Raw genomic sequence first — 23,131 nt, 5'->3', positions numbered from 1 at the left:
ATAAAAAGGCGCTAATCCAATGGGATTGCGCCTTTTCCGTTTTATATCAGTACGGATTTATACCTCTACATCAATGATATGTTGGCTCGGTAGCTTCTTGATTTCTGCGGAATCATCGGTCACTTCAAGTACGACACCTTCTTTTAGTTTTAGCGTTTCGGTTTCATCCGATGCACGGCGTTTCTTATTTTTATTGTTATCTGATTCTTTGCGTCTTTCCCTGACTTTAGTATTGCGGCTTTCTAACGCTGGAGGTAACTGCGACTGCGGTGTTTCATGGCTATCGGGGGCATTTGCGCTTGCGCTGCTGACTTGGTCAACAACCCGTTTAGGGTGAAACACGGCTTTTACTGGCTGTGCCAGCATGGCATAAATGCTATCCAATCCACTCATAACGCCTCCTTGTTATTACACCTCTTAATATGATATCGGCTGAAGTAGGTCAATATTTAGACTATACGCCGTTTAACTTGTTAAGGCGAATAAGGCGAGCCATTAGGTAGCTAGTGCGGGTATAAGGTGAATGTATAGGGAGAAAGTGGTTCTTTTGGTGGATTTTACGTGGGATTTTTGATCTTTCTCGCAATCGCGACATTAATATTCAGCCATTAGTAAAAAGATGAACGTCTTTATTTGGAATAAAAATTTAGATTTTTATGCTGATTTCAACTCTTTTTTGACTGTCGAATAAGGATGGACGTAAGTTTGTTTTGTTGCGTTTTTGAGTTTGACGTTATTTCTCGACCCGTAAAATCCCACAAATACAGAAATAATTCCCCATTTTTTTCATCGCAAGCACCTGAAAGCAAAAGGTTGCTGAATATATCGGCGCTATTTATTCCTGTTGTTTCCTCTGTTTAGTCAATCTCTAATGGTTTTTCTTGTCAAAAGTTTGTCGCGAGGTTAAGTGCTCAACATGCGGCTAACCCGCTTGCCGACTGGATTTATAAAAGGATCCCATCCCTTGACAATGCTTGTCGACTGTCCCTAAACTTAGCAGTTGTGGGAAATAGTGGATATTTGTGGATCAAAAATCAAAGGATAGGATGAATTAGCGTGTTTCGTGGAGCCAGTGCTATCAACTTAGATACAAAGGGACGGATCGCTATTCCAGTGCGATACCGCGAACCTTTGCAGCTTGAGCACCAAGGCCGCATCGTGATTACCGTTGATATCCAATCCGCCTGTTTACTCTTGTATCCCATTCACGAATGGGAATTGATCGAAGCTAAGTTGTTGAAGCTTTCAGATACCGATAAAACCCAGAGATCCTTAAAACGCCTGCTACTCGGCTACGCCCACGAAGTGGAGCTCGACAGTAATGGGCGCATATTATTGCCGCCACCGTTAAGGCAATATGCCAATTTAGATAAGCGCATCATGCTAGTGGGGCAATTGAATAAATTTGAGCTGTGGGATGAGCAATCTTGGCTGCAGCAAATTGATGAATGTCAGGAAACGATTCGAAGTGAGGATCTCGTTAATAATGAGCGCCTCGCGGATTTTTCACTTTAACGAGTCGTGATAACTAAATAAGAAGAGAGTAATGAGTCAAGAATTTGCCCATTTATCCGTACTGCTAGCAGAAACGGTTGGCGGTTTAAACATCAAAGACGATGGCATCTATATCGATGGCACGTTTGGCCGCGGTGGTCATTCAAGACAAGTATTACAACAACTCGGTGAACATGGTCGATTGATCGCCATCGATCGTGATCCTCAAGCGATTGAAGCGGCCAAACAATTTGCTGACGATCCACGCTTTCAAATCGTGCATGGTGGCTTTGGTCAATTAGCCGATTATGTCGAAGAGCTTGGGCTTGTGGGCAAAATTGATGGCGTATTACTCGATTTAGGTGTGTCTTCACCCCAGCTCGACGATGCTGAGCGCGGTTTTAGTTTTTTGCGCGATGGTCCACTCGATATGCGTATGGATAACAGTCAAGGCCAAACGGCTGCGCAATGGTTGGCTCGTGCCGAAATTGAAGATATGGCTTGGGTATTTAAAACCTACGGTGAAGAGAAAAATGCTCGCCATATTGCCCGTTGTATTGCTGCCGACCGTGAGAAAACGCCGTTTTTACGTACCAAAGATTTAGCCGATTTAATTGCGCGTATCACTAAAAATAAAGAACGCAATAAGCACCCTGCGACTCGGGTGTTTCAAGCGATCCGCATTTATATCAATAGTGAATTAGATCAAATTGATCAGGCACTTGAAGGAGCCGTCAATGTGCTTGCTCCCCAAGGACGCTTGTCGGTCATCAGTTTCCATTCTTTAGAAGATCGTATCGTGAAGCGTTTTATTCGTCGTCATAGCCAAGGCGAAAGTGTACCGCACGGTTTTCCGGTGACTGAAGATCAAATTAGCAAGTCGCGTAAGTTACGTGCCGTGGGCAAGGCGATTATGCCATCCGACGAAGAAATCGAACGCAATGCCAGAGCTCGCAGCTCAGTGTTACGCATTGCCGAGCGTTTAGATTACTAAGGGGCGCACTGTGAGTAAGCCCTCGATTAATCTGCCACGGATCGTTTTACATGATTTATGGCTGCACAAATGGATCTTGTTATTAGCCTTGCTTGTGCTGAGTAATGCGGTTGCCGTGGTTTATGGCAGCCATGTTAGCCGTCAACTGACAACCCAGTGGGACCAGTTACTGCAGGAGCGAGATAGATTAGATATTGAGTGGCGCAATTTATTATTAGAAGAGCAATCGCAGACTGAGCACAGTCGTATTACGCGTATTGCCTCTAAGGAACTCAACATGAGTCGTCCGTTACCCAGCGAAGAAGTTGTGGTAAAGGTGCCGTGAGTATAGGGAAGATATGACTAGGCAAGCGAAAATCAAACGGGTAAGCAAACCGCAAAAACCTCAATTGATCCACTGGCGTTTATACGTAGTGGTCGGGTTTGTGTGTGCGTTGTTTTGCAGCCTAGTGGGACGCGCAGCTTACATTCAAATTATCGAGCCCGACAAATTACGTCACGAAAGTGACATGCGAACATTGCGGACCACAAGTCGTGAAGTGCAGCGTGGCTTGATCACCGACCGTAATGGCGACATGCTGGCCGTGAGCGTACCTGTACGAGCCGTCTGGGCTGATCCAAAACAAGTCAATGATAGTAATGGTTTTGCCGATATGCGCCGCTGGCAAGCCTTAGCCGATGTGTTGCATGAGCCCCTCGAAGATTTGTTAGAGCGAGTGCGCAGTAACCCCACCAAACGCTTCACCTACTTGAAACGCCAAATTACCCCTGCGGTTGCGGACTATATTACTCAACTTAAATTACCCGGTGTATTTCTAAAGTCTGAATCCCGCCGTTATTATCCTGGCGGTGAAATCACAGCTCAGTTAATCGGCATCACTAACATAGATGATGTTGGGATTGAAGGTGTTGAAAATGCTTACAATAGTTGGTTAACAGGTACGCCTTCCAAACAAAAAGTGCGTAAGTCACGCGATGGTCATGTCGTCGAGCGTCTGGATATAGTGCAGGAAGGTGAGAGCCCTAACGATCTCGTGCTGAGTATCGATCATAGGATCCAACAATTAGCCTATCGCGAACTAAAACGCACCACTGAGATGAACCAAGCGACTTCGGGTTCGATTGTCGTCCTCGACATTCACACGGGTGAAGTCTTGGCAATGGTGAATACGCCTTCGTATAACCCCAATGCGCGCGACAATCTGCAAACCTTCAGAATGCGTAACCGTGCTATGACAGATACCTTTGAGCCGGGTTCGACCATTAAGCCATTTGTGGTTGCCGCAGCGCTTGAAGCTGGCACAGTTAAATCGACCGATATTATTGCCACTTCACCGGGTTGGATGCGTTTAGGTGGTCGCCAAGTACGTGACCCCGCCAACTACGGCGATATGAGTTTGGCGCGTATTTTGGCTAAATCCAGTAACGTCGGCATCAGTAAATTGGCTTTGTCTATTCCGGTGCAGCAACTGCTCGGTACTTATCAATCCATGGGACTTGGCAGTTTTTCGGGAATTAACCTCACGGGTGAAAGCGCTGGCTTGATTCAAGATCGCCACCGTTGGTCAGACTTTGAACGTGCCACCTTGTCGTTTGGTTACGGCTTAACGGCAACAACACTTCAACTTGCGCGCATGTATGCCACCTTAGGCAATGGCGGCACTTTGTTTCCTGTCTCGATAATGAAACTGAAAAAGCCACCTGTCGGTGAGCGAGTTATTTCTGAAAATGTGGCCCACGATGTAATGCAAATGCTGGTCGGTGTAACGGAAAAAGGCGGCACTGGCACCTTAGCGCACATCGACGGTTATCCAGTTGCAGGTAAGTCTGGCACAAGTCGTAAGGCAGTTGCTGGTGGTTATGGTGATGATTATGTTGCTTTATTTGCGGGTGTTGCTCCTGCGAATAATCCTAGATTAGCGATAGTGGTGGTAGTGAATGAGCCTAAGGGCGATCTCTATTATGGTGGTTCAGTGGCGGGGCCTGCATTTGCCAAAGTCATGTCTGGCGCACTGCAAATGTTAAACGTTGAACCCATTACCGATAAAGAACAAGTGCAATTGGCGGGAATCGCCGCTGGGAGAGCAGAATGATGTTATTACGGGATTTGCTAGCGCCTTGGCTACATTATGCTGGCGCGCAGTCCTTCAATGATCTGACCTTAGATAGCCGCGCAATACGTCGCGGCGATGTGTTTTTGGCGCTGCCAGGACATAAGGTCGATGGCAGACAGTTTATTGAAAAAGCCTTAGATTTAGGTGCCGCAGCCGTATTAGTTCACACGGATGAGGCTGACCAACATGGCAAAGTGTTGCTGGGCGATAATGCCGAGCACTGTGTGCAGATTTATTTCTTTCAGTTAAGTCGTCAGGTATCGGCAATTGCCGCCCAGCGTTATCCCTTAGCGCACAAGTCTGCCGTTATGCCATCCCTTGGGGTTATCGGCATTACTGGAACTAACGGTAAAACCTCTACGAGTCAACTCATTGCACAACTGGTAACTTCATTGGGGGGCAAAGCCGCCGTCATGGGCACCCTTGGTAATGGTCTCTGGGGGGCTTTAGTCGATAGCGGTAATACCACTGCCGATGCGATTACCTTAATGCGTCAGTTGCATGAGTTTGAAGCCCAAGGCGCGAACGTCTGCGCCATGGAAGTGTCGAGCCACGGCTTAGTGCAAGGCCGCGTCGACGCAGTACCATTTGATGTTGCCGTGTTCACTAATCTGACGCGCGATCACCTCGATTACCACGGCGATATGGAAAGCTATGCCGCCGCTAAACAAAGCCTATTTCGTTTCAGCACTTTAGGTCACGGTTTATTAAATCTCGACGATGCAGTTGGCGCGTCTTGGTTGACTGAGCTTAAGCCTGTGCCTGCGCAGATTTGGGGTTTTAGCATTGAAGGTCATCAAGGTGCGGCTTTTTATACTAAAAATGCCAAGTTTGACGATCAAGGTGTCAGTGCAACCTTAGTGTGGCCCGAGGGCGAGACTCAAATCCACTCGCCACTTCTTGGTGCCTTTAATCTCTCTAATTTACTCGCGGCGCTCTCAGCCTTGTATCTGCAAGGTTTTGATATGAAAGCGTTAGCCGAGCAAGTGCAATACCTAACGCCTGTCGCAGGTCGTATGGAGCGTTTCACAACTGCGAATAACATCACCTTAGTGGTCGATTATGCCCATACGCCAGATGCGATTGAACAAGCGTTAAACGCGCTACGTCGCCATTGTGCCGGTGATTTATGGTGCGTATTTGGCTGTGGTGGCGACCGTGACAAGGGCAAGCGTCCTTTGATGGGTCAAGCTGCAGAACAGTATGCCGACCGTATTATGGTGACCAGCGACAATGCGCGCAGTGAAGATCCTGCGCAAATTATTACCGATATTATCCAAGGGCTTGCAACACCTGAACAGGCATTGACTGAGGTTGACCGTATCGCAGCGATTAAAGAGGTTGTGGCATTGGCTAAACCTGGCGATGTGATCTTGCTTGCGGGCAAGGGCCACGAAACTTACCAAGAGGCGGCAGGTGTGCGTCATGATTATGATGAACGCGCCCTGGCACGCCAGTTATCGGAGCAATCAAGATGATCCCTCTTTCTCTCGAGACTCTAAGTCAACACTTAGGCGTGCATCGAGTCGGTGACGACGTCACCATCCAAGATTTAAGCAGTGATAGCCGTAAAATCGGCGCTGCAACCCTGTTTGTTGCCTTAAAGGGTGAGCGCTTTGACGGCCATGATTTTGCAGCTACAGCTATTGCGAACGGCGCCGCGGCGTTAATGGTTGAGCGTGAGTTAGCTTTTGATATTCCGCAGCTCATAGTGGCTGATTGTCAAAAAGCCATGGGTGCGATTGGTGCTTATGTTCGTGACCAGATCAATCCGATTTGTGTTGCTTTGACTGGCTCAAACGGCAAAACCAGCGTGAAGGAAATGATCGCGACCATTCTGTCGGCAAAGCATCAAATCCTCTATACCGCTGGCAATTTTAATAATGAGATTGGTGTGCCGCTCACTTTGCTGCGTTTAACGCCAGAGGATGAGTTTGGGATATTCGAGCTCGGCGCTAACCATAAAGGTGAAATCGATTACACCTCGGGACTTGTGCGTCCAAACGTCGCGCTGGTGAATAACGTCGGCAGCGCCCATTTAGAAGGATTTGGATCGCAAGCGGGTGTCGCACAGGCGAAGTCAGAGATTTTTAATCATCTGCAGGCCGATGGCACTGCCATCATCAACGCCGATGATGCCTTCGCTGATTTTATGAGCGTTAAGGCAAGACCTTATAAGCAACTGAGCTTCTCCCAGCAAGATGGCGCCGCTAAACGTCATATCGACGTGATAGCGACAGGCCATAAGACTAATGCGGATGGTTGCTATCGTTTTATGCTCAATTATTTAGGTGAATCTTGCCAAGTGGTATTGCCGTTGGCGGGTCGTCATCAGGTGAGTAATGCACTCGCCGCTGCAAGTGTTTGTATTGCTTTGGGATTGAGTTTGACTGAAATATCTGAACGCTTGAGCCAATTAACGCCAGTGAAAGGACGTATGCAGCCGAGTCAATTGGGGCGCGTGCGTCTAATCGACGATAGCTATAACGCAAATCCTGTCTCCGTTGGCGCTGCTATCGCTTGGTTAAAGGAAATTTCTGAAAATCGCTGTCTGGTACTGGGAGATTTAGGAGAATTAGGCGACAATGCGCCCCTTTTACACGCTGAACTAGGGCAACTGGCCAAGCAACAGGGGATTGATGCCTTGTTTTGTACCGGAACTTTAAGTCAGCACACGAGCCAAGCTTTCGGTGCGGAGCACTATGACAGTGTGGCGACGTTAGTAGAAAAACTTATAAAGCATATAAACCAGTTGCCGGGACAGGTAACGGTTCTCGTTAAAGGTTCACGTAGCGCCGCCATGGAGCGGGTCGTGGATGGCCTAACAGTAGCCTTCGGGCGTGGGGAGTTAGTGTAAATGCTGGTATATCTGGCCGAGTATTTAACCCGTTTTCATACCGGGTTTAACGTGTTTTCCTATGTGACATTTCGAGCCATTTTAGGCTTATTGACCGCATTGGTTTTTAGCTTATGGTTTGGCCCTAAACTGATTGAACGTTTGCAATTATTGCAAATTGGTCAGGTTGTGCGTAACGATGGTCCAGAATCACATTTTAGTAAGCGTGGCACACCGACTATGGGTGGTTTGCTGATATTGGCTGCTATTTTCATCAGCGTGTTGCTGTGGGGCGATCTGGGTAGCCGCTATGTGTGGGTCATGCTGTTTGTGCTCGGCAGTTTCGGTTTGATCGGTTTTATCGACGATTATCGCAAAGTGGTACGTAAAGACACTAAAGGCTTGATCGCGCGCTGGAAGTACATTCTGCAATCTTTGGCTGCGCTGCTTATTGCTTTTTTCCTGTATGCCACAGCGGCAAATCCAGGTGAAACCCAGTTAGTGGTGCCTTTCTTTAAAGACGTGATGCCGCAACTCGGCGCCGTATTTATCGTATTGGCATACTTCACGATAGTGGGTTCGAGTAATGCGGTGAACTTAACCGATGGTCTCGATGGTTTGGCGATTATGCCGACGGTAATGGTCGCGGCGGCGTTTGCCTTGATTGCTTATTTGTCGGGTCACGCTCAGTTTGCGAACTACTTACATATTCCGCATTTACCCGGTTCTGGTGAGCTTGTGATTGTCTGTACCGCCATTGTCGGTGCGGGTCTGGGCTTTTTGTGGTTCAACACTTACCCTGCGCAAGTCTTCATGGGCGATGTGGGTTCTCTGTCATTAGGTGCTGCACTGGGCACAATTGCAGTGCTCGTTCGCCAAGAGATTTTGTTAGTGATTATGGGCGGCGTGTTCGTGATGGAAACCCTGTCAGTCATTCTGCAGGTGGGTTCGTACAAGTTACGCGGCCAGCGTATTTTCCGCATGGCGCCGATCCACCATCACTATGAGTTAAAAGGTTGGCCTGAACCTCGAGTGATAGTGCGTTTTTGGATTATCTCGATATTCCTCGTCTTACTTGGCTTAGCCACGTTGAAGTTAAGGTAATTGGTTATGCAAAATCAGTATTCACACATAGTGTTAGGTTTGGGGGCCACGGGCTTGTCCGTGGTGCGCTATTTGTGTGGAAAGGGCATTACGCCATTGGTGATGGACAGTCGTCGGCAGCCTCCGGGTGCTGAAACGTTAGCAACGTCTTTTCCTGATGTGAAGCTGATTTCTGGCGGATTCGATTGCCGTTATCTTGTGCAAGCGACGCAGATCATTATCAGTCCCGGCATTGCTACTTATACCCCAGAGGTGCGTGCCGCTGTGGATATGGGCATTGAGGTGATTGGCGATGTGGAGCTATTTGCCCGTGAAATTGCTGACCGTAAACCTTGTGTGATTGGCATTACTGGCTCTAACGGTAAATCGACTGTCACTACGCTGGTGGGGGAGATGGCAAGGGAAGCGGGTATTGCCGTTGCCGTCGGAGGTAATATCGGTGTGCCTGCGCTGGATTTACTGCATGAAAATGCGGACTTATTTGTGCTTGAGTTGTCGAGCTTTCAATTGGAAACCACCCACAGCCTTAAGTGTGTGGTGGCGACCTGTTTGAATATCAGCGAAGACCACATGGACAGATACAGTGACATTGATGCCTACCGCGAGGCTAAATTACGTTTATACAAACAAACCCGTGCCGTACTCTTTAATCGTGACGATAAACTGACCGTACCGCCAGAACCAATGAACCAAAATAGTTTTGGTTTAGCTGCGCCAGAAGCGGACGAATGGGGCATCAGCGACAGCAAGATTTATCACGGCAGCAGCGAAATAATGCCGATCACTGAAGTCTCGCTGATTGGCAGTCATAACCATGCCAACCTACTTGCGGCGATGGCGCTTGTGGATGTCGTCGGTGTCGATAAGCACGTTATGGCAAAAGTGGCGCGTACTTTTACTGGCTTATCCCATCGCTGTGAAGTGGTTGGTATTAAGAATGGCGTGACCTATGTCAATGACTCTAAAGCGACAAATGTCGGTGCCACAGTCGCCGCGCTCGATGGCTTGAGTGACCACTTAGGCGATATTATTTTGATTGCTGGCGGTGACGGTAAAGGGGCTGATTTTAAGCCTTTAGCTGTGGCTTTAGCTAAAGTGACGCACCTCATCACCTTAGGCCGCGATGGTAAAAAGATTGCTGCATTGAAAGACGGCTCGATAAGAGTCGACACTATGGCTGCTGCGGTAGCGAAAGCCGCTGAATTGGCAACCTCTGGTGATATCGTTTTATTATCGCCAGCCTGCGCCAGTTTAGATATGTACAGTAACTTCATGGCTCGAGGTGATGATTTTAGAAACCTCGTGGGACAACTTAATGGCGAGTGATGCAAGACAACTTAGCCTATTTGGGCGTTTGCGTTTAGCAATACCCAATTGGCAACGTGATACCGAAGTTCCGGGCGTGCAATTGTACGACCGTGCTTTGCTCGCGGCTGTGTTGTCTTTGATTAGCTTCGGCTTTGTAATGGTGATGTCAGCCTCTATGCCTGAAGCGCAAACGCTCACGGGGAACCCATTTTATTTTATGACTCGCCATGTGGGTTATTTAGTGGGTTGCTTATTCATTGCGGCATTTGTGCTAAGAGTAGAGATGCAGACTTGGCAGCGCTGGAGCCCCATGTTGTTGTTGATTGTGGGTTTGATGTTGTTGGCTGTATTGGTGGTTGGCACTACGGTAAACGGTGCAACGCGTTGGTTATCCATAGGCCCTATTCGCATCCAGGTGGCGGAAGTCGCTAAATTTGCCTTCGCCATCTATATGGCGGGTTACTTAGTGAGGCGTCATCAGGAAGTGCGCGAGAATGCTAAAGGCTTCTATAAGCCGATTGCAGTATTTGCGATTTACGCTGTGCTGATTTTGATGCAGCCCGACTTAGGTACTGTGGTGGTGCTATTTGTGGGAACGGTTGGTTTATTGTTCTTAGCCGGTGCGCGTTTACTCGATTTCTTTGCCTTGATTTTTGCGGGCGTATTGGCGTTCGTGGCCCTAGTACTATTGGAACCGTATCGTATCCGCCGAGTGACCTCCTTTATGGATCCTTGGCAAGATCCCTTCGGTAGCGGTTACCAGTTGACTCAATCTTTGATGGCCTATGGTCGAGGTGATTGGTTCGGCCAAGGGCTCGGAAATAGTATTCAAAAACTAGAATATTTACCCGAAGCGCACACTGACTTTATCTTTGCCGTGATCGGGGAAGAATTGGGCTTTATCGGCATTATTGCTGTGTTATCTGTACTGCTATTTGTGGCGCTGAGATCGATTCGTTTAGGTAATTTGTGTTTAGCCATGGATAAGCCATTTGAAGGTTATTTAGGTTATGCCATCGGTATTTGGATTTGTTTCCAGACTGTGGTGAATGTCGGCGCGAGTATCGGCATGTTGCCAACCAAAGGGCTGACATTACCTTTTATCAGTTACGGTGGTAGTAGTTTATGGGTCATGACTGCGGCAGCTATGATGTTGTTGCGCATTGATTACGAGCGGCGCATGACATTAGTTCAGGCCGTGCAAGGGAGATTGAAGTGATGACTCCAACAGGAAAACGTATTTTAGTCATGGCGGGTGGTACGGGAGGACATGTGTTCCCGGCACTGGCGGTGGCTAAGTATTTAGCTCAACAGGGTTGGCAAGTGCGTTGGTTAGGCACGGCCGATCGTATGGAGGCGCGTTTAGTGCCCCAGTATGGATTTGATATTGATTTCATCGATATCAAAGGTGTGCGCGGTAATGGTTTGATCCGAAAGCTTGCGGCGCCCTTTAAAGTGGTGCGTTCAATATTGCAGGCTAAGGCCGTGATTGTTGAGTTTAAACCCGATGTGGTCCTTGGCATGGGCGGATTCGCCAGTGGCCCAGGTGGTGTGGCGGCAAGATTAGCCGGTATTCCACTGGTGCTGCATGAGCAAAATGCCATCCCAGGGATGACAAACAAGTTATTGTCGCGGATTGCGACGCAAGTGTTATGCGCCTTTAAAAATACCTTTACCACAGTGAAGGCCAAGGTCGTTGGTAATCCGATTCGCCAAGAACTGATTGCCTTAGGCGCAGAACCTAAGCATGAGGCTGATAAAGCTTTAAAAGTGCTCGTGGTCGGTGGCAGCCTTGGCGCCAAAGTATTTAACGATCTTATGCCAGAAGCTGTCGCGATACTGAGTCAGCAGCAGTCAGTGACGATTTGGCATCAAGTGGGTAAAGATAATCTTACGGGCGTGAAGGCGGCATATCAGCAACAAGGACAAGATGGTGGCGTGAATATCGCTGAGTTTATCGACGATATGGAAGCCGCCTATCGCTGGGCTGATGTGGTATTGTGCCGAGCTGGCGCCTTGACTGTGTCTGAGTTAGCGGCGGTGGGGCTACCGAGTATTCTGGTACCTTATCCCCATGCAGTGGATGATCATCAAACCCGTAACGCTCAAGTATTGGTTGAGGCTGGCGCAGCTTTCCTATTGCCACAGGCCATCTTGGATGTGAATAAACTGGCGAACAAATTACAGTTGCTCGCCAATGACAGAACAGAATTAGCCCGTATGGGCCAAAGAGCGAGAGACGTTGCGGTACTGGATGCGACTGAACAAGTTGCCGCAGTGTGCATCAGCCTTGCTGAGAAAGGATAAGCATGACTAAGACAGAAAGATACGCACAACTGAGAAGCATGATCCCAGAAATGCGCCGTATTAAGCGTATTCACTTCGTCGGCATTGGCGGCGCGGGCATGGGCGGGATCGCCGAAGTGTTAGTGAACGAAGGCTATCAGGTGAGTGGTTCGGATATTGCGCAAAATGCCGTGACCGACAGATTGTGTTTACTCGGAGCCAAGATCCAAATTGGTCATGCCGCTGAAAACGTGCAGCAAGTGGATGTGGTCGTTATATCAACCGCGATTAATCTGGAAAATCCAGAAATCCTTGCCGCTAAAGAATTACGTATTCCTATTGTGCGTCGTGCTGAGATGTTAGCCGAGTTGATGCGTTATCGACATGGTGTGGCGATTGCGGGCACTCATGGTAAAACCACGACAACGAGTCTTATCGCCAGCGTTTATGGTCAAGCTGGGCGGGACCCAACCTTTGTGATTGGTGGCTTGCTTAACAGTGCCGGTACCAATGCCAGATTAGGTACCAGCCGTTATTTGATTGCCGAAGCCGATGAGAGTGATGCGAGCTTTTTGCATTTGCAGCCTATGGTCAGTGTGGTGACTAACATCGAAGCTGATCATATGGATACTTATGGCGGTGATTTTGAAAAACTGAAATCGACTTTTGTGGATTTTCTGCACAACTTGCCGTTCTACGGTGTCGCTGTGGTGTGCATTGATGATGCCGTCGTGCGTGAGATTCTGCCGCGTATTGGCCGTAAACACGTGACCTATGGTTTCAGTGACGATGCGGACGTGCAAGCACTTAATTTTAGCCAGCAAGGTCATCAGTGCCGTTTTACTGTCAGACGTAAAGCTAAAGAAGATCTCGATCTGGTGTTGAATTTACCGGGTCAACATAATGTGCTCAATGCGTTAGCGGCCATTGCGGTGGCGACTGAAGATGAAATCGACGATAACGCTATTACTCAGGCTCTAGTGGAGTTCCAAGGTATAGGGCGTCGTTTCCAGCATTTAGGCAAATTTGCCACGCCGAAGGGCGAAGTCATGTTAGTGGATGATTATGGTCATCATCCCAGCGAAGTTGCGGCGACCATTAAAGCTGCGCGCGCAGGATGGCCTGATAGACGTTTGGTCATGGCGTATCAGCCGCACAGATACACTCGTACCCGTGATTTGTATGAGGATTTTGTGGAAGTGTTATCGCAAGTGGATTGCTTATTGTTACTCGATATTTATAGTGCGGGTGAAGCGCCGATCACAGGTGCGGATGGTCGAGCATTATGCCGCTCAATTCGCTTGCGTGGTCAGCTAGATCCGATCTTTATCGCAAGCCCAGATCTGCTTGCAGAAGTGTTGCCCGATGTATTGCAGGACGGGGATTTATTACTCACCCAAGGTGCGGGTAATATTGGCGCCCTGTCACGACAGTTAGCGTCGTCTGGATTAGGGTTTGCTGTGGTGGAATTACCTGCGCAAGCAAGCTGATCTTTAGCGCTTGATCTGCGAGAAAAAGGAAATTTTGACCAAAGGATTTTGGTCTATATAATGGCCGGTTTTCTGTGGTTTTTAATGGGTGTCGTTAAAGGTGGGATGAAGCGTGTCTTGGAGTGATAAGAGGCGGCACTGGCGGGCAAGAATGTCACGGTTTAATTGGTATCAATGGAGCGGGGCTGGCTTTTTATTCTTCATCGTAGCCAGTTTTGTATTTGGTGGCTATCAGTTACATAAATTTTTGAATGATGCCAGCAACTTGCCGATTGAGGCCGTTGCCATTAAAGGTGAGCGGGTTTACACCACAGATAAAGATATACAAGTAGCACTACAGCATTTAATGCAGCGCAGTTTTTTTAGTGCTGACATTACCTTAGTGCAGCAGGCGTTAGAAGCTTTACCTTGGGTGTATCGCGCATCGGTAAGGCGCGAGTGGCCAGCGAAACTCAGGGTGTATTTGCAAGAGCAACAACCCGCAGCCCATTGGAATGGTGACTTGTGGTTGAACGTGCATGGAGAAGTATTCGAAGCGCCATCGCACCCAGAGCTTGAACATTTACCGCAGTTATCTGGACCAAATGATATGGGCCTTGAGGTGTTGACTGTCTATGCACAGATCAACTCCCTACTAAAGATTAATGGCTTTACCTTAGCCAGTTTGAATTTAACGCCACGACATGCGTGGCACGCGACCCTTGGAAACGGTATCGTTTTAGATTTGGGTCGAGAAGATAAAATTGCACGGATACAACGATTTATTACTGTTTATCCGGTTTTGGCGAAACAAGAGAAATCCGTTGCCAGAGTAGATTTGCGCTACGACACAGGGTTGGCCGTAGGCTGGGGCGATGCACAAACAAGAGAGCCGATAATTAATGATCAAAAACCAAGATAGAAACCTTATCGTCGGATTGGACATAGGAACCTCTAAGGTCGCAGTGATCATAGGCGAAGTTCTGCCCGATGGCGAAATTAGCATAGTCGGCCTTGGTAACCATCCCTCAAGGGGCATGGATAAAGGTGGCGTGAACGATTTAGATTCGATAGTTCGCAGTGTGCAACGTGCGCTCGATCAAGCGGAATTAATGGCGGATTGCCAAGTTTCATCGGTTTACTTGAGTATTTCGGGTAAACACATCGCCTGCCAAAATGAAAACGGCATGGTATCGATCAATGATGAAGAAGTGACACAGGAAGATGTTGATAACGTGATCCATACGGCTCGCTCGGTGAAGATCCCGACCGAACGTCGCATTTTACACGTGCTGCCGCAGGAATATGCAATCGACGTTCAAGACGGTATTCGCAGCCCAATCGGTATGTCCGGTATGCGTATGGAGGCCAAGGTACACATAGTGACCTGCGCCAATGATATGGCGAAGAATATTACTAAGAGCGTTGAGCGTTGTGGCCTTAAGGTCGACGACTTAGTGTTCTCTGGGATTGCTTCAGCCGATGCTGTGTTGACCTTCGATGAGAAAGATTTAGGTGTGTGTATCGTCGATATCGGCGGTGGCACTACGGATATCGCGGTATATACCAATGGCGCCTTGCGTCATTGTGCGGTTGTACCGGTTGCTGGTAACCAAGTGACGAACGACATTGCGAAGATTTTCCGCACGCCATCGTCACATGCTGAACAAATTAAAGTGCAGTTCGCCTGTGCTCGCAGTTCTATGGTGAGCCGCGAAGACAGTATTGAAGTGCCATCGGTAGGTGGTCGTCCATCGCGGAGCATGTCACGTCACACGCTCGCCGAAGTGGTTGAACCAAGATACCAAGAGCTGTTTGAGCTTGTGCTTAAAGAGTTGAAAGACAGTGGGTTAGAAGATCAAATCGCCGCAGGTATTGTGCTCACAGGTGGCACAGCGTCGATTCAAGGTGTGGTCGATATTGCGGAAGCGACTTTTGGCATGCCAGTTCGCGTAGCGTCACCGCTACCGATCAAAGGTTTATATGAATACGTGGACCAGTCTATTTACTCCACTGGAGTCGGACTGCTTCATTACGGCGCACGACGGGTGATCGAACGTCAGTTCGAACGTCCTGAGCGCCAAGGGGTAACTAGCGCTTGGAATCGGGTCCAAAGCTGGTTTAAGGGCGAATTTTAATTTTCATAACGCAGGCAACACGGAGATCAGACAATGTTTGAGATCATGGATACTCACTCAGACGACGCGGTGATTAAAGTCATCGGCGTTGGCGGCGGCGGCGGTAACGCTGTCGAACATATGGTCAAACACAACATTGAAGGTGTTGAGTTTATCGTTACCAATACAGACGCTCAGGCCCTGAGAAAATCAGGCGCTGGCTCAACAATTCAATTAGGACGCGATGTCACTAAAGGTCTTGGAGCAGGGGCAAACCCAGATGTGGGTCGTGCTGCAGCTGAAGAAGATCGCGAAAACATTCGCGCGGCAATCAAAGGTTCTGACATGATCTTTATCGCTGCCGGTATGGGCGGTGGTACAGGTACAGGTGCTGCACCTGTTGTGGCTCAAATCGCACGTGAAGAAGGTATTCTGACCGTTGCGGTTGTGACTAAGCCTTTCCCATTCGAAGGGAAAAAACGTATGGCTTACGCTGAGCAAGGTATTGCTGAGCTGGCTAAGCACGTGGATTCGTTAATCACGATCCCGAACGAAAAATTATTAAAAGTATTGGGCCGTGGTACTTCTTTACTCGATGCGTTCGCCGCAGCGAATAACGTGTTACTTGGTGCGGTACAAGGTATTGCCGAGCTTATCACTCGTCCTGGTCTGATTAACGTCGACTTTGCCGACGTGAAGACTGTGATGTCTGAAATGGGTAATGCCATGATGGGTACTGGCGTCGCTCGCGGTGAAGACCGCGCTGAAGAAGCGGCCGAAGCTGCTGTTGCCAGCCCATTATTAGAAGACATCGACTTAGCCGGTGCGCGTGGTGTGTTAGTGAACATCACTGCGGGTATGGATATGAGTATCGAAGAATTCGAAACTGTCGGTAATCATGTTAAGGCTTATGCCTCTGACAACGCGACTGTGGTTGTTGGTGCTGTCATCGACCCTGAAATGAGTGATGAGTTGCGTGTAACGGTTGTTGCGACTGGTATTGGTGCTGAAAAGCGTCCAGATATCCAATTGGTTTCTAAACCTGCACCTCGTCCAGAGCCTGTAGTGGTTGAACCAAAAGTCGAAGCCTATGTCGAAGAAGCTGCACATGTGAACTATGCAGCGCCAAAAGGCAACGTGTTGCCAGCGGCTCCGCAGCCAGCTCCTACGCCTGCACCATCGACAAAGCATGAATTGGATTATCTTGATATTCCAGCATTTTTGCGTAAGCAAGCCGACTAGCGAGAGCGTTTGAGTCCAGCGTAATATGTGAGGTGTTGTTCGTTTTGGGCAATACCACAACATAGCTGCATTTGTGTGACATAATAAAGTTATGTTATTATGTTGGACCAGTGCGGCTCGATTTGCCGACGCTGAGTGTACAAATATTAGGCTTTATAATTGGCATATAAACGGGTAACTGAATGATATTTCAACGAACTGTTCAGAAAATGGTGAAAACAACTGGTGTCGGATTGCATTCTGGCAACAAGGTCACTTTGAGCATTATGCCCGCGCCCGTTAATTCAGGGATCGTACTCGTGCGCACCGATTTGAGTCCTGCCGTCGCCATCCCAGCGAAGGCGGAGCAAGTTCGTGAAACCACTATGTGTACGGCACTTGTCAATGACGAAGGTATTCGTATCTCGACCATTGAGCATTTATTTGCAGCACTTGCGGGTTTAGGCATAGATAACGCTGTAATCGAAGTGGACGCGCCTGAAATTCCTATTATGGATGGCAGTGCAAGCCCATTCGTCTTCTTGTTGCAGTCTGCGGGTATTAAAGAGCAGGCCGCGCCTAAGAAGTACTTAAAGATTAAGCGCCCTGTGCGCGTTGAAGATGGCGATAAATGGGCCGAGTTAAAACCGTTTAAAGGTTTTAGAGTCAATTTTAAAATTGATTTTGCGCATCCAGAAATCGCTCGTAGCCAACAGCATGTGGTGATGGACTTTTCAACTTCTGCTTTCGTGAAAGATATCAGCCGCGCACGTACTTTTGGGTTTATGCGTGATATCGAATATTTGCGAGCCAACAACCTAGCGTTGGGCGGCAGCATGGAAAACGCTGTTGTACTTGATGAATATCGCGTCCTTAATCCCGACGGCCTGCGTTATGAGGACGAATTTGTTAAGCACAAAATTCTAGATGCGTTTGGTGATTTATATGTGGCTGGGCACGCTATTTTAGGTGAGTTCACTGCGTATAAAACCGGTCATGCGTTGAACAACCAATTGGTGCGTGCTTTACTCGCGCAACAAGATGCGTGGGAGTTGGTCAGCTTCGAAAAAGAAGCCGATGTCCCAGTCAGCTTTACCGTACCAGGTGGCGCTGTATTTGCTTAAAAAGCGATAAGATTATTTATTACGGCTGGCCAATGAGGCCAGCCGTTTTAGTTTTTCACCCAGTGAACCGCCAATATTTTCCGCTAATGCTGCAATGTGCTCTGCTGCTGCTGGGCTTAATTCTTTATGTCCCTGTTTAGGCTTTGCGTCATACATTGCTAATCTCGGGTTGACTTTAACTTCAATTGCGGTAAGGATTGGGAGCGTTTCTGCTTGAAGCTGGGTTAATAGCTTCGGCTTTTGGAAATTAATTCGCGCAGCCCAAGCTGCCGAAGTGGTTTCAACCACAAGAACACCCTGGCGGAAATTAGCGACTTTTAGTTGCTCCGCAACAGGACCTGCAATAATCTGCTTCACATGCTGATCCAGATACATAAGTAGTTCCGCTTTCTCAGCAAGGTCGGGTAATTTTCCCGATTGATGCAGTAATTGGCTGAGATCTTGAGGGGGCTTTTTCATATGATAATAAGATGGCTGAATTAGGCTATGAGTGTAACAGTATTTATTCAAGGTCGGAATGGCGTCACACGCTGGCAGCCCAGTAAACGCTGGTTGCTACTTCCAATACTATTGTTGGCCACTGGGTCCGGTATTTATCAACACAACTCCGCTCGATTTCAAGATCAGCAAGCCAGTGTCGATAACGATCGTCTCGTGCGCGAACAACAAAAGAAACAAGTCTTAGAGCTTAAAAGTGCTACTGAGTCTCAACTGGCTATGCTTGTGACTCATGTTGCACGTATGCAAGCCAAGATCACCCGTCTCGAAGCTTTAGGTCAACAGGTCGCCCAGCAGAATAAGTTGGATGAAGATTTTGATTTTTCATCCGAGGTTGGTGTGGGTGGTTTGAGCGAACTAGGCACTAACATCGAGCTCGGACAGCTTATCGACGATATGGATAAGTTGGCATCACGAATTGACAATAATAATGTTCAGCTTTCACTACTTGAAACAGTGTCATCTAACCACCATATAGATGATGAACGTTATATATCAGGTATCCCGCTCGATAAAGGTTGGTTATCGTCGCCCTACGGATTACGTAATGACCCTTTCAACGGTCGCAGGTCTGTGCATAAGGGGATTGATTTTACCGGTCGAGAAGGAGCTAAAGTTGTTGCGACTGCTGCAGGCGTGGTGACTTTTGCTGGAAATATGTTCGGTTATGGCGAATTGGTTGAAATCGACCATGGTAACGGTTTGCATACGCGTTATGGCCATAATAAAGCTTTGTCAGTGACTGTAGGTGATGTGGTCGCAAAAGGCGATGCTATCGCCAGTATGGGAAGCACTGGGCGCTCAACTGGGGCTCATGTGCATTATGAAGTGTTGCGCGGCGGACAGCAGATAGATCCACAAAAATTTGTCTACCGCAAAGCAAGTTAATTGAAACATTGGCTTCTAGTTTCCATCATGGACTTGGCCTACAGAGAATAAGTGATTCAGATGTTTGGTAAATTACTGACAAAAGTATTTGGTAGTCGCAACGACCGCACCCTTAAAGGGCTTCAAAAGATCGTTATTAGCATTAACGCATTAGAAGCTGATTATGAAAAATTAACCGATGAAGCATTAAAGGCGAAAACCGCAGAGTTCCGTGAGCGTTTAGCTGCTGGAGCTTCATTAGATAGCATCATGGCTGAAGCCTTTGCGACAGTGCGTGAAGCGTCTAAGCGTGTATTTGATATGCGTCATTTCGACGTACAGTTACTCGGCGGTATGGTACTCGACAGCAACCGTATTGCTGAAATGCGTACGGGTGAAGGTAAAACCTTAACGGCAACCTTACCCGCTTACTTAAACGCATTGACAGGCAAAGGCGTTCACGTGATTACAGTGAACGATTACTTGGCACGTCGTGATGCCGAGAATAACCGCCCACTGTTTGAGTTCCTTGGTTTAACCGTAGGAATCAACGTCGCTGGTATTGGCCAACATGAGAAGAAATCGGCCTATAACGCCGATATCACTTACGGGACCAACAACGAGTTTGGTTTCGATTATCTGCGCGATAACATGGCGTTTTCACCGCAAGAACGGGTCCAACGTCCGTTGCACTACGCCCTAATCGATGAAGTGGATTCAATCTTAATCGACGAGGCGCGTACGCCGCTGATCATCTCTGGCGCCGCCGAAGATAGCTCTGAGCTATACATCAAGATCAACACCTTGATCCCTAATCTTACCCGTCAAGATAAAGAAGATACGGAAGAGTTTGTGGGTGAGGGCGACTACAGCATTGATGAAAAAGCCAAACAAGTGCATTTCACCGAGCGTGGCCAAGAAAAAGTAGAAAACCTGCTGATCGAGCGCGGCATGTTAGCCGAAGGCGACTCACTCTATTCTGCTGCAAATATTTCCCTATTACACCACGTCAACGCGGCGCTTCGTGCGCACACGCTGTTTGAGCGTGATGTGGATTACATAGTACAAGACAACGAAGTCATCATAGTCGATGAACACACGGGTCGTACTATGCCGGGTCGTCGTTGGTCAGAAGGCTTACATCAAGCTGTCGAAGCCAAAGAAGGCGTACACATTCAAAACGAAAACCAAACATTGGCTTCGATCACTTTCCAGAACTACTTCCGTCAATACGAGAAGCTGGCAGGTATGACAGGTACAGCCGATACTGAAGCGTTTGAATTCCAACATATCTATGGATTAGACACAGTCATTTGACCGCCGATGAAAAATATCAAGCGATCATTAAAGACATTAAAGATTGCCGTGAACGTGGTCAGCCAGTATTGGTGGGTACAGTATCAATCGAACAGTCTGAACTGTTAGCGCGCTTAATGGTGCAGGAAAAGATCCCGCACGAAGTTTTAAATGCTAAATTCCACGAACGAGAAGCTGAAATCGTCGCGCAAGCTGGCCGTACTGGCTCTGTGACTATTGCGACGAACATGGCAGGTCGTGGTACCGATATCGTGCTTGGCGGCAACTGGAACATGGAAATCGATGAACTCGATAATCCAACAGCAGAGCAAAAAGCTAAGATCAAAGCCGATTGGCAAATTCGTCATGATGAAGTCGTTGCTGCGGGTGGTTTACATATCCTAGGCACAGAACGTCACGAATCACGCCGTATCGATAACCAGTTACGTGGTCGTGCGGGTCGTCAAGGTGACGCGGGTTCATCACGCTTCTACCTGTCGATGGAAGATAGCTTAATGCGTATCTTCGCCTCGGATCGTGTCTCTGGCATGATGAAAAAGCTGGGTATGGAAGAAGGCGAAGCGATCGAGCATCCATGGGTGTCTCGCGCAATTGAAAACGCTCAACGTAAAGTTGAAGCCCGTAACTTCGATATCCGTAAGCAATTACTCGAATTTGATGACGTCGCTAACGATCAACGCCAAGTGGTTTACGCCCAGCGCAATGAGTTGATGGATGCCGAAAGTATTGAAGATACTATCCAAAACATCCAAGACGATGTAATTGGCGCGGTAATCGATCAATATATTCCGCCGCAATCGGTAGAAGAGTTGTGGGATATCCCGGGTTTAGAGCAACGTCTACACCAAGAATTTATGCTCAAATTACCTATCCAAGAATGGTTAGATAAAGAAGACGATCTGCATGAAGAGAGTCTACGTGAGCGTATTATCACTGCTTGGGGCGATGCGTATAAGGCAAAAGAAGAAATGGTTGGCGCACAAGTGCTACGCCAGTTCGAGAAAGCCGTTATGCTGCAAACGCTCGATGGTCTGTGGAAAGAACACTTAGCGGCGATGGACCATCTGCGTCAAGGTATCCACTTACGTGGTTACGCGCAGAAGAATCCAAAGCAAGAATATAAGCGTGAGTCGTTTGAGTTATTCCAACAACTGCTGAACACCTTGAAACACGACGTCATCAGTGTGCTGTCGAAAGTACAAGTGCAAGCTCAGTCAGATGTGGAAGAAATGGAAGCGCGTCGTCGTGAAGAAGATGCCAAGATCCAGCGCGACTATCAACACGCAGCGGCAGAGTCGCTTGTTGGCGGTGATGATGAGCATGAAGCTGTCACTGCGCAAGCACCTATGATCCGTGATGGTGACAAAGTGGGTCGCAACGATCCTTGTCCTTGTGGCTCTGGTCGTAAGTACAAACAATGTCACGGCAAGTTAAGTTAATCTGCTGACAGATTAAGCCTACTGAATAAGTAGAATAAAACGTACACTAAAGGCAACTTATTTAAGTTGCCTTTTTATTTCCTCTTTAATAAGCCTAGCGCTTACTCTCGTGTCATCCGGATTACATTCTTACTCTTCTTTATATAGCTAATCGTCGTTATTCCCCATTGAACATCATTTCACTCTTATCTATAGCCACTAAAGTTAACCCGCCGCTGTAGCAAATTTAACCGTTAAAACCCATTTTGTGGATAAGTCTGAGGATAAAGTGGGGGTATTGTGTGACTAACTGAAAGTGTTAAAAAAAGATCCATTTTTCTCAAAAAAGCCCTTGCGGACTTTCTCAATCTCCCTATAATGCGCATCCACTGACACGGCAGACAGCGTAACGCAAGTTAAGCAAAGAAAGCCAAGCAGTTCATCGGTTAGCGAGCTAAACGATGAGTGTTGAGAAAGTTGAAAAAACTACTTGACGCACTAACGGGAATGCGTAGAATACGCAGCCCTGACCCGCTGAAAACTCAGTGTGTGGTCAACGCTCTTTAACAATTTATCAAGCAAATCTGTGTGGACACTCACAGGTGTTGAGTTAATCGAAACTGCTTAACCTTTGGGTTGGCAGTCAAAAATTTAAATCAATGTAACAATGAGTGTTCATAGCAATATGTACAGTTTGTTTCTGCTTTTAAGTGGGAACAAAAAATCAGAATTCATTGAGCCGCTGAAGTCGTAAGACGGAAGCAACAAAACTTTAATTGAAGAGTTTGATCATGGCTCAGATTGAACGCTGGCGGCAGGCCTAACACATGCAAGTCGAGCGGCAGCACAAGGGAGTTTACTCCTGAGGTGGCGAGCGGCGGACGGGTGAGTAATGCCTAGGGATCTGCCCAGTCGAGGGGGATAACAGTTGGAAACGACTGCTAATACCGCATACGCCCTACGG

At 47.8% G+C, this 23,131-nt stretch carries 18 protein-coding genes, 1 rRNA gene and 1 pseudogene; 18 read left to right on the top strand and 2 right to left on the bottom strand.

Annotated features, from left to right (window positions below; translation table 11 throughout):
* Positions 1 to 57: 57 nt before the first annotated feature.
* Positions 58 to 393, bottom strand: coding sequence for a hypothetical protein (locus L5L94_RS21115; protein ID WP_105251187.1), 336 nt, complete (start codon positions 391 to 393; stop codon positions 58 to 60).
* A gap of 663 nt (positions 394 to 1,056) precedes the next feature.
* Here L5L94_RS21115 and mraZ point away from each other — a divergent pair.
* The 15 genes from mraZ to lpxC all read left to right on the top strand — a co-directional run bounded on the left by mraZ (position 1,057) and on the right by lpxC (position 18,067).
* Positions 1,057 to 1,515, top strand: a complete 459-nt coding sequence (mraZ, locus tag L5L94_RS21110; protein ID WP_105251188.1) for a division/cell wall cluster transcriptional repressor MraZ — start codon at positions 1,057 to 1,059, stop codon at positions 1,513 to 1,515.
* 31 nt (positions 1,516 to 1,546) lie between these two features.
* The gene (gene rsmH, locus L5L94_RS21105; RefSeq protein WP_263164960.1) at positions 1,547 to 2,488 is read left to right on the top strand and encodes a 16S rRNA (cytosine(1402)-N(4))-methyltransferase RsmH; all 942 of its coding nucleotides are present in this window, start codon (positions 1,547 to 1,549) and stop codon (positions 2,486 to 2,488) included.
* A gap of 10 nt (positions 2,489 to 2,498) precedes the next feature.
* Positions 2,499 to 2,813 carry a cell division protein FtsL gene (ftsL, locus tag L5L94_RS21100; protein ID WP_105251190.1) on the top strand — a complete coding sequence of 105 codons (315 nt, stop codon included), beginning with the start codon at positions 2,499 to 2,501 and terminating at the stop codon, positions 2,811 to 2,813.
* Positions 2,814 to 2,826: 13 nt separating this feature from the next.
* Positions 2,827 to 4,581: a penicillin-binding transpeptidase domain-containing protein gene (locus tag L5L94_RS21095; RefSeq protein ID WP_105251191.1), complete on the top strand. Its 1,755-nt coding sequence runs from the start codon at positions 2,827 to 2,829 to the stop codon at positions 4,579 to 4,581.
* The gene (gene murE, locus L5L94_RS21090; protein ID WP_263164959.1) at positions 4,578 to 6,080 is read left to right on the top strand and encodes a UDP-N-acetylmuramoyl-L-alanyl-D-glutamate--2,6-diaminopimelate ligase; all 1,503 of its coding nucleotides are present in this window, start codon (positions 4,578 to 4,580) and stop codon (positions 6,078 to 6,080) included. Before L5L94_RS21095 ends, murE begins: the two co-directional genes overlap by 4 nt.
* Positions 6,077 to 7,459, top strand: a complete 1,383-nt coding sequence (locus tag L5L94_RS21085; protein WP_168826585.1) for a UDP-N-acetylmuramoyl-tripeptide--D-alanyl-D-alanine ligase — start codon at positions 6,077 to 6,079, stop codon at positions 7,457 to 7,459. Before murE ends, L5L94_RS21085 begins: the two co-directional genes overlap by 4 nt.
* On the top strand, positions 7,460 to 8,542 hold the full coding sequence (gene mraY / locus L5L94_RS21080) for a phospho-N-acetylmuramoyl-pentapeptide-transferase (protein ID WP_006079891.1): 1,083 nt from the start codon (positions 7,460 to 7,462) through the stop codon (positions 8,540 to 8,542).
* Between the two features lie 6 nt (positions 8,543 to 8,548).
* Entirely contained in the window at positions 8,549 to 9,868 is a 1,320-nt protein-coding gene (murD, locus tag L5L94_RS21075) for a UDP-N-acetylmuramoyl-L-alanine--D-glutamate ligase (protein WP_212601188.1), read from the top strand.
* The gene (ftsW, locus tag L5L94_RS21070; RefSeq protein ID WP_113941076.1) at positions 9,858 to 11,069 is read left to right on the top strand and encodes a cell division protein FtsW; all 1,212 of its coding nucleotides are present in this window, start codon (positions 9,858 to 9,860) and stop codon (positions 11,067 to 11,069) included. Before murD ends, ftsW begins: the two co-directional genes overlap by 11 nt.
* A complete protein-coding gene (murG, locus tag L5L94_RS21065) occupies positions 11,069 to 12,157 on the top strand; it encodes an undecaprenyldiphospho-muramoylpentapeptide beta-N-acetylglucosaminyltransferase (protein ID WP_263164981.1) in 1,089 nt (362 codons plus the stop codon). Before ftsW ends, murG begins: the two co-directional genes overlap by 1 nt.
* Before the next feature lie 2 nt (positions 12,158 to 12,159).
* The gene (gene murC, locus L5L94_RS21060) at positions 12,160 to 13,626 is read left to right on the top strand and encodes a UDP-N-acetylmuramate--L-alanine ligase (protein WP_105251197.1); all 1,467 of its coding nucleotides are present in this window, start codon (positions 12,160 to 12,162) and stop codon (positions 13,624 to 13,626) included.
* A 151-nt stretch (positions 13,627 to 13,777) separates the two neighbouring features.
* A complete protein-coding gene (locus L5L94_RS21055; protein ID WP_168826587.1) occupies positions 13,778 to 14,527 on the top strand; it encodes a cell division protein FtsQ/DivIB in 750 nt (249 codons plus the stop codon).
* Positions 14,508 to 15,743, top strand: coding sequence for a cell division protein FtsA (ftsA, locus tag L5L94_RS21050; RefSeq protein WP_006079897.1), 1,236 nt, complete (start codon positions 14,508 to 14,510; stop codon positions 15,741 to 15,743). Before L5L94_RS21055 ends, ftsA begins: the two co-directional genes overlap by 20 nt.
* A 33-nt stretch (positions 15,744 to 15,776) precedes the next feature.
* Positions 15,777 to 16,964 carry a cell division protein FtsZ gene (gene ftsZ, locus L5L94_RS21045; protein WP_106648312.1) on the top strand — a complete coding sequence of 396 codons (1,188 nt, stop codon included), beginning with the start codon at positions 15,777 to 15,779 and terminating at the stop codon, positions 16,962 to 16,964.
* 182 nt (positions 16,965 to 17,146) lie between these two features.
* The gene (gene lpxC / locus L5L94_RS21040; RefSeq protein ID WP_011845621.1) at positions 17,147 to 18,067 is read left to right on the top strand and encodes a UDP-3-O-acyl-N-acetylglucosamine deacetylase; all 921 of its coding nucleotides are present in this window, start codon (positions 17,147 to 17,149) and stop codon (positions 18,065 to 18,067) included.
* Positions 18,068 to 18,079: 12 nt separating this feature from the next.
* Here lpxC and L5L94_RS21035 read toward each other — a convergent pair whose 3' ends face one another.
* Entirely contained in the window at positions 18,080 to 18,526 is a 447-nt protein-coding gene (locus L5L94_RS21035; RefSeq protein ID WP_106648311.1) for a DUF721 domain-containing protein, read from the bottom strand.
* A 27-nt stretch (positions 18,527 to 18,553) separates the two neighbouring features.
* Between L5L94_RS21035 and L5L94_RS21030 the strand changes: the two genes are divergently transcribed.
* From L5L94_RS21030 to L5L94_RS21020, 3 genes and pseudogenes are all read left to right on the top strand, one after another.
* Positions 18,554 to 19,453 (top strand): M23 family metallopeptidase, encoded by a 900-nt coding sequence (locus tag L5L94_RS21030; RefSeq protein WP_105251201.1) that lies wholly within the window; start codon positions 18,554 to 18,556, stop codon positions 19,451 to 19,453.
* A 60-nt stretch (positions 19,454 to 19,513) separates the two neighbouring features.
* Positions 19,514 to 22,188, top strand: a pseudogene (gene secA / locus L5L94_RS21025) (preprotein translocase subunit SecA).
* 752 nt (positions 22,189 to 22,940) lie between these two features.
* Positions 22,941 to 23,131: ribosomal RNA gene (locus L5L94_RS21020) — 16S ribosomal RNA — on the top strand; the annotation flags it as partial.

Origin of the sequence: Shewanella sp. SM21 (genome assembly GCF_025654335.1) — a bacterium.
GTDB lineage: Bacteria > Pseudomonadota > Gammaproteobacteria > Enterobacterales > Shewanellaceae > Shewanella > Shewanella oncorhynchi.
This window is presented reverse-complemented; position numbering and strand designations above follow the sequence as displayed.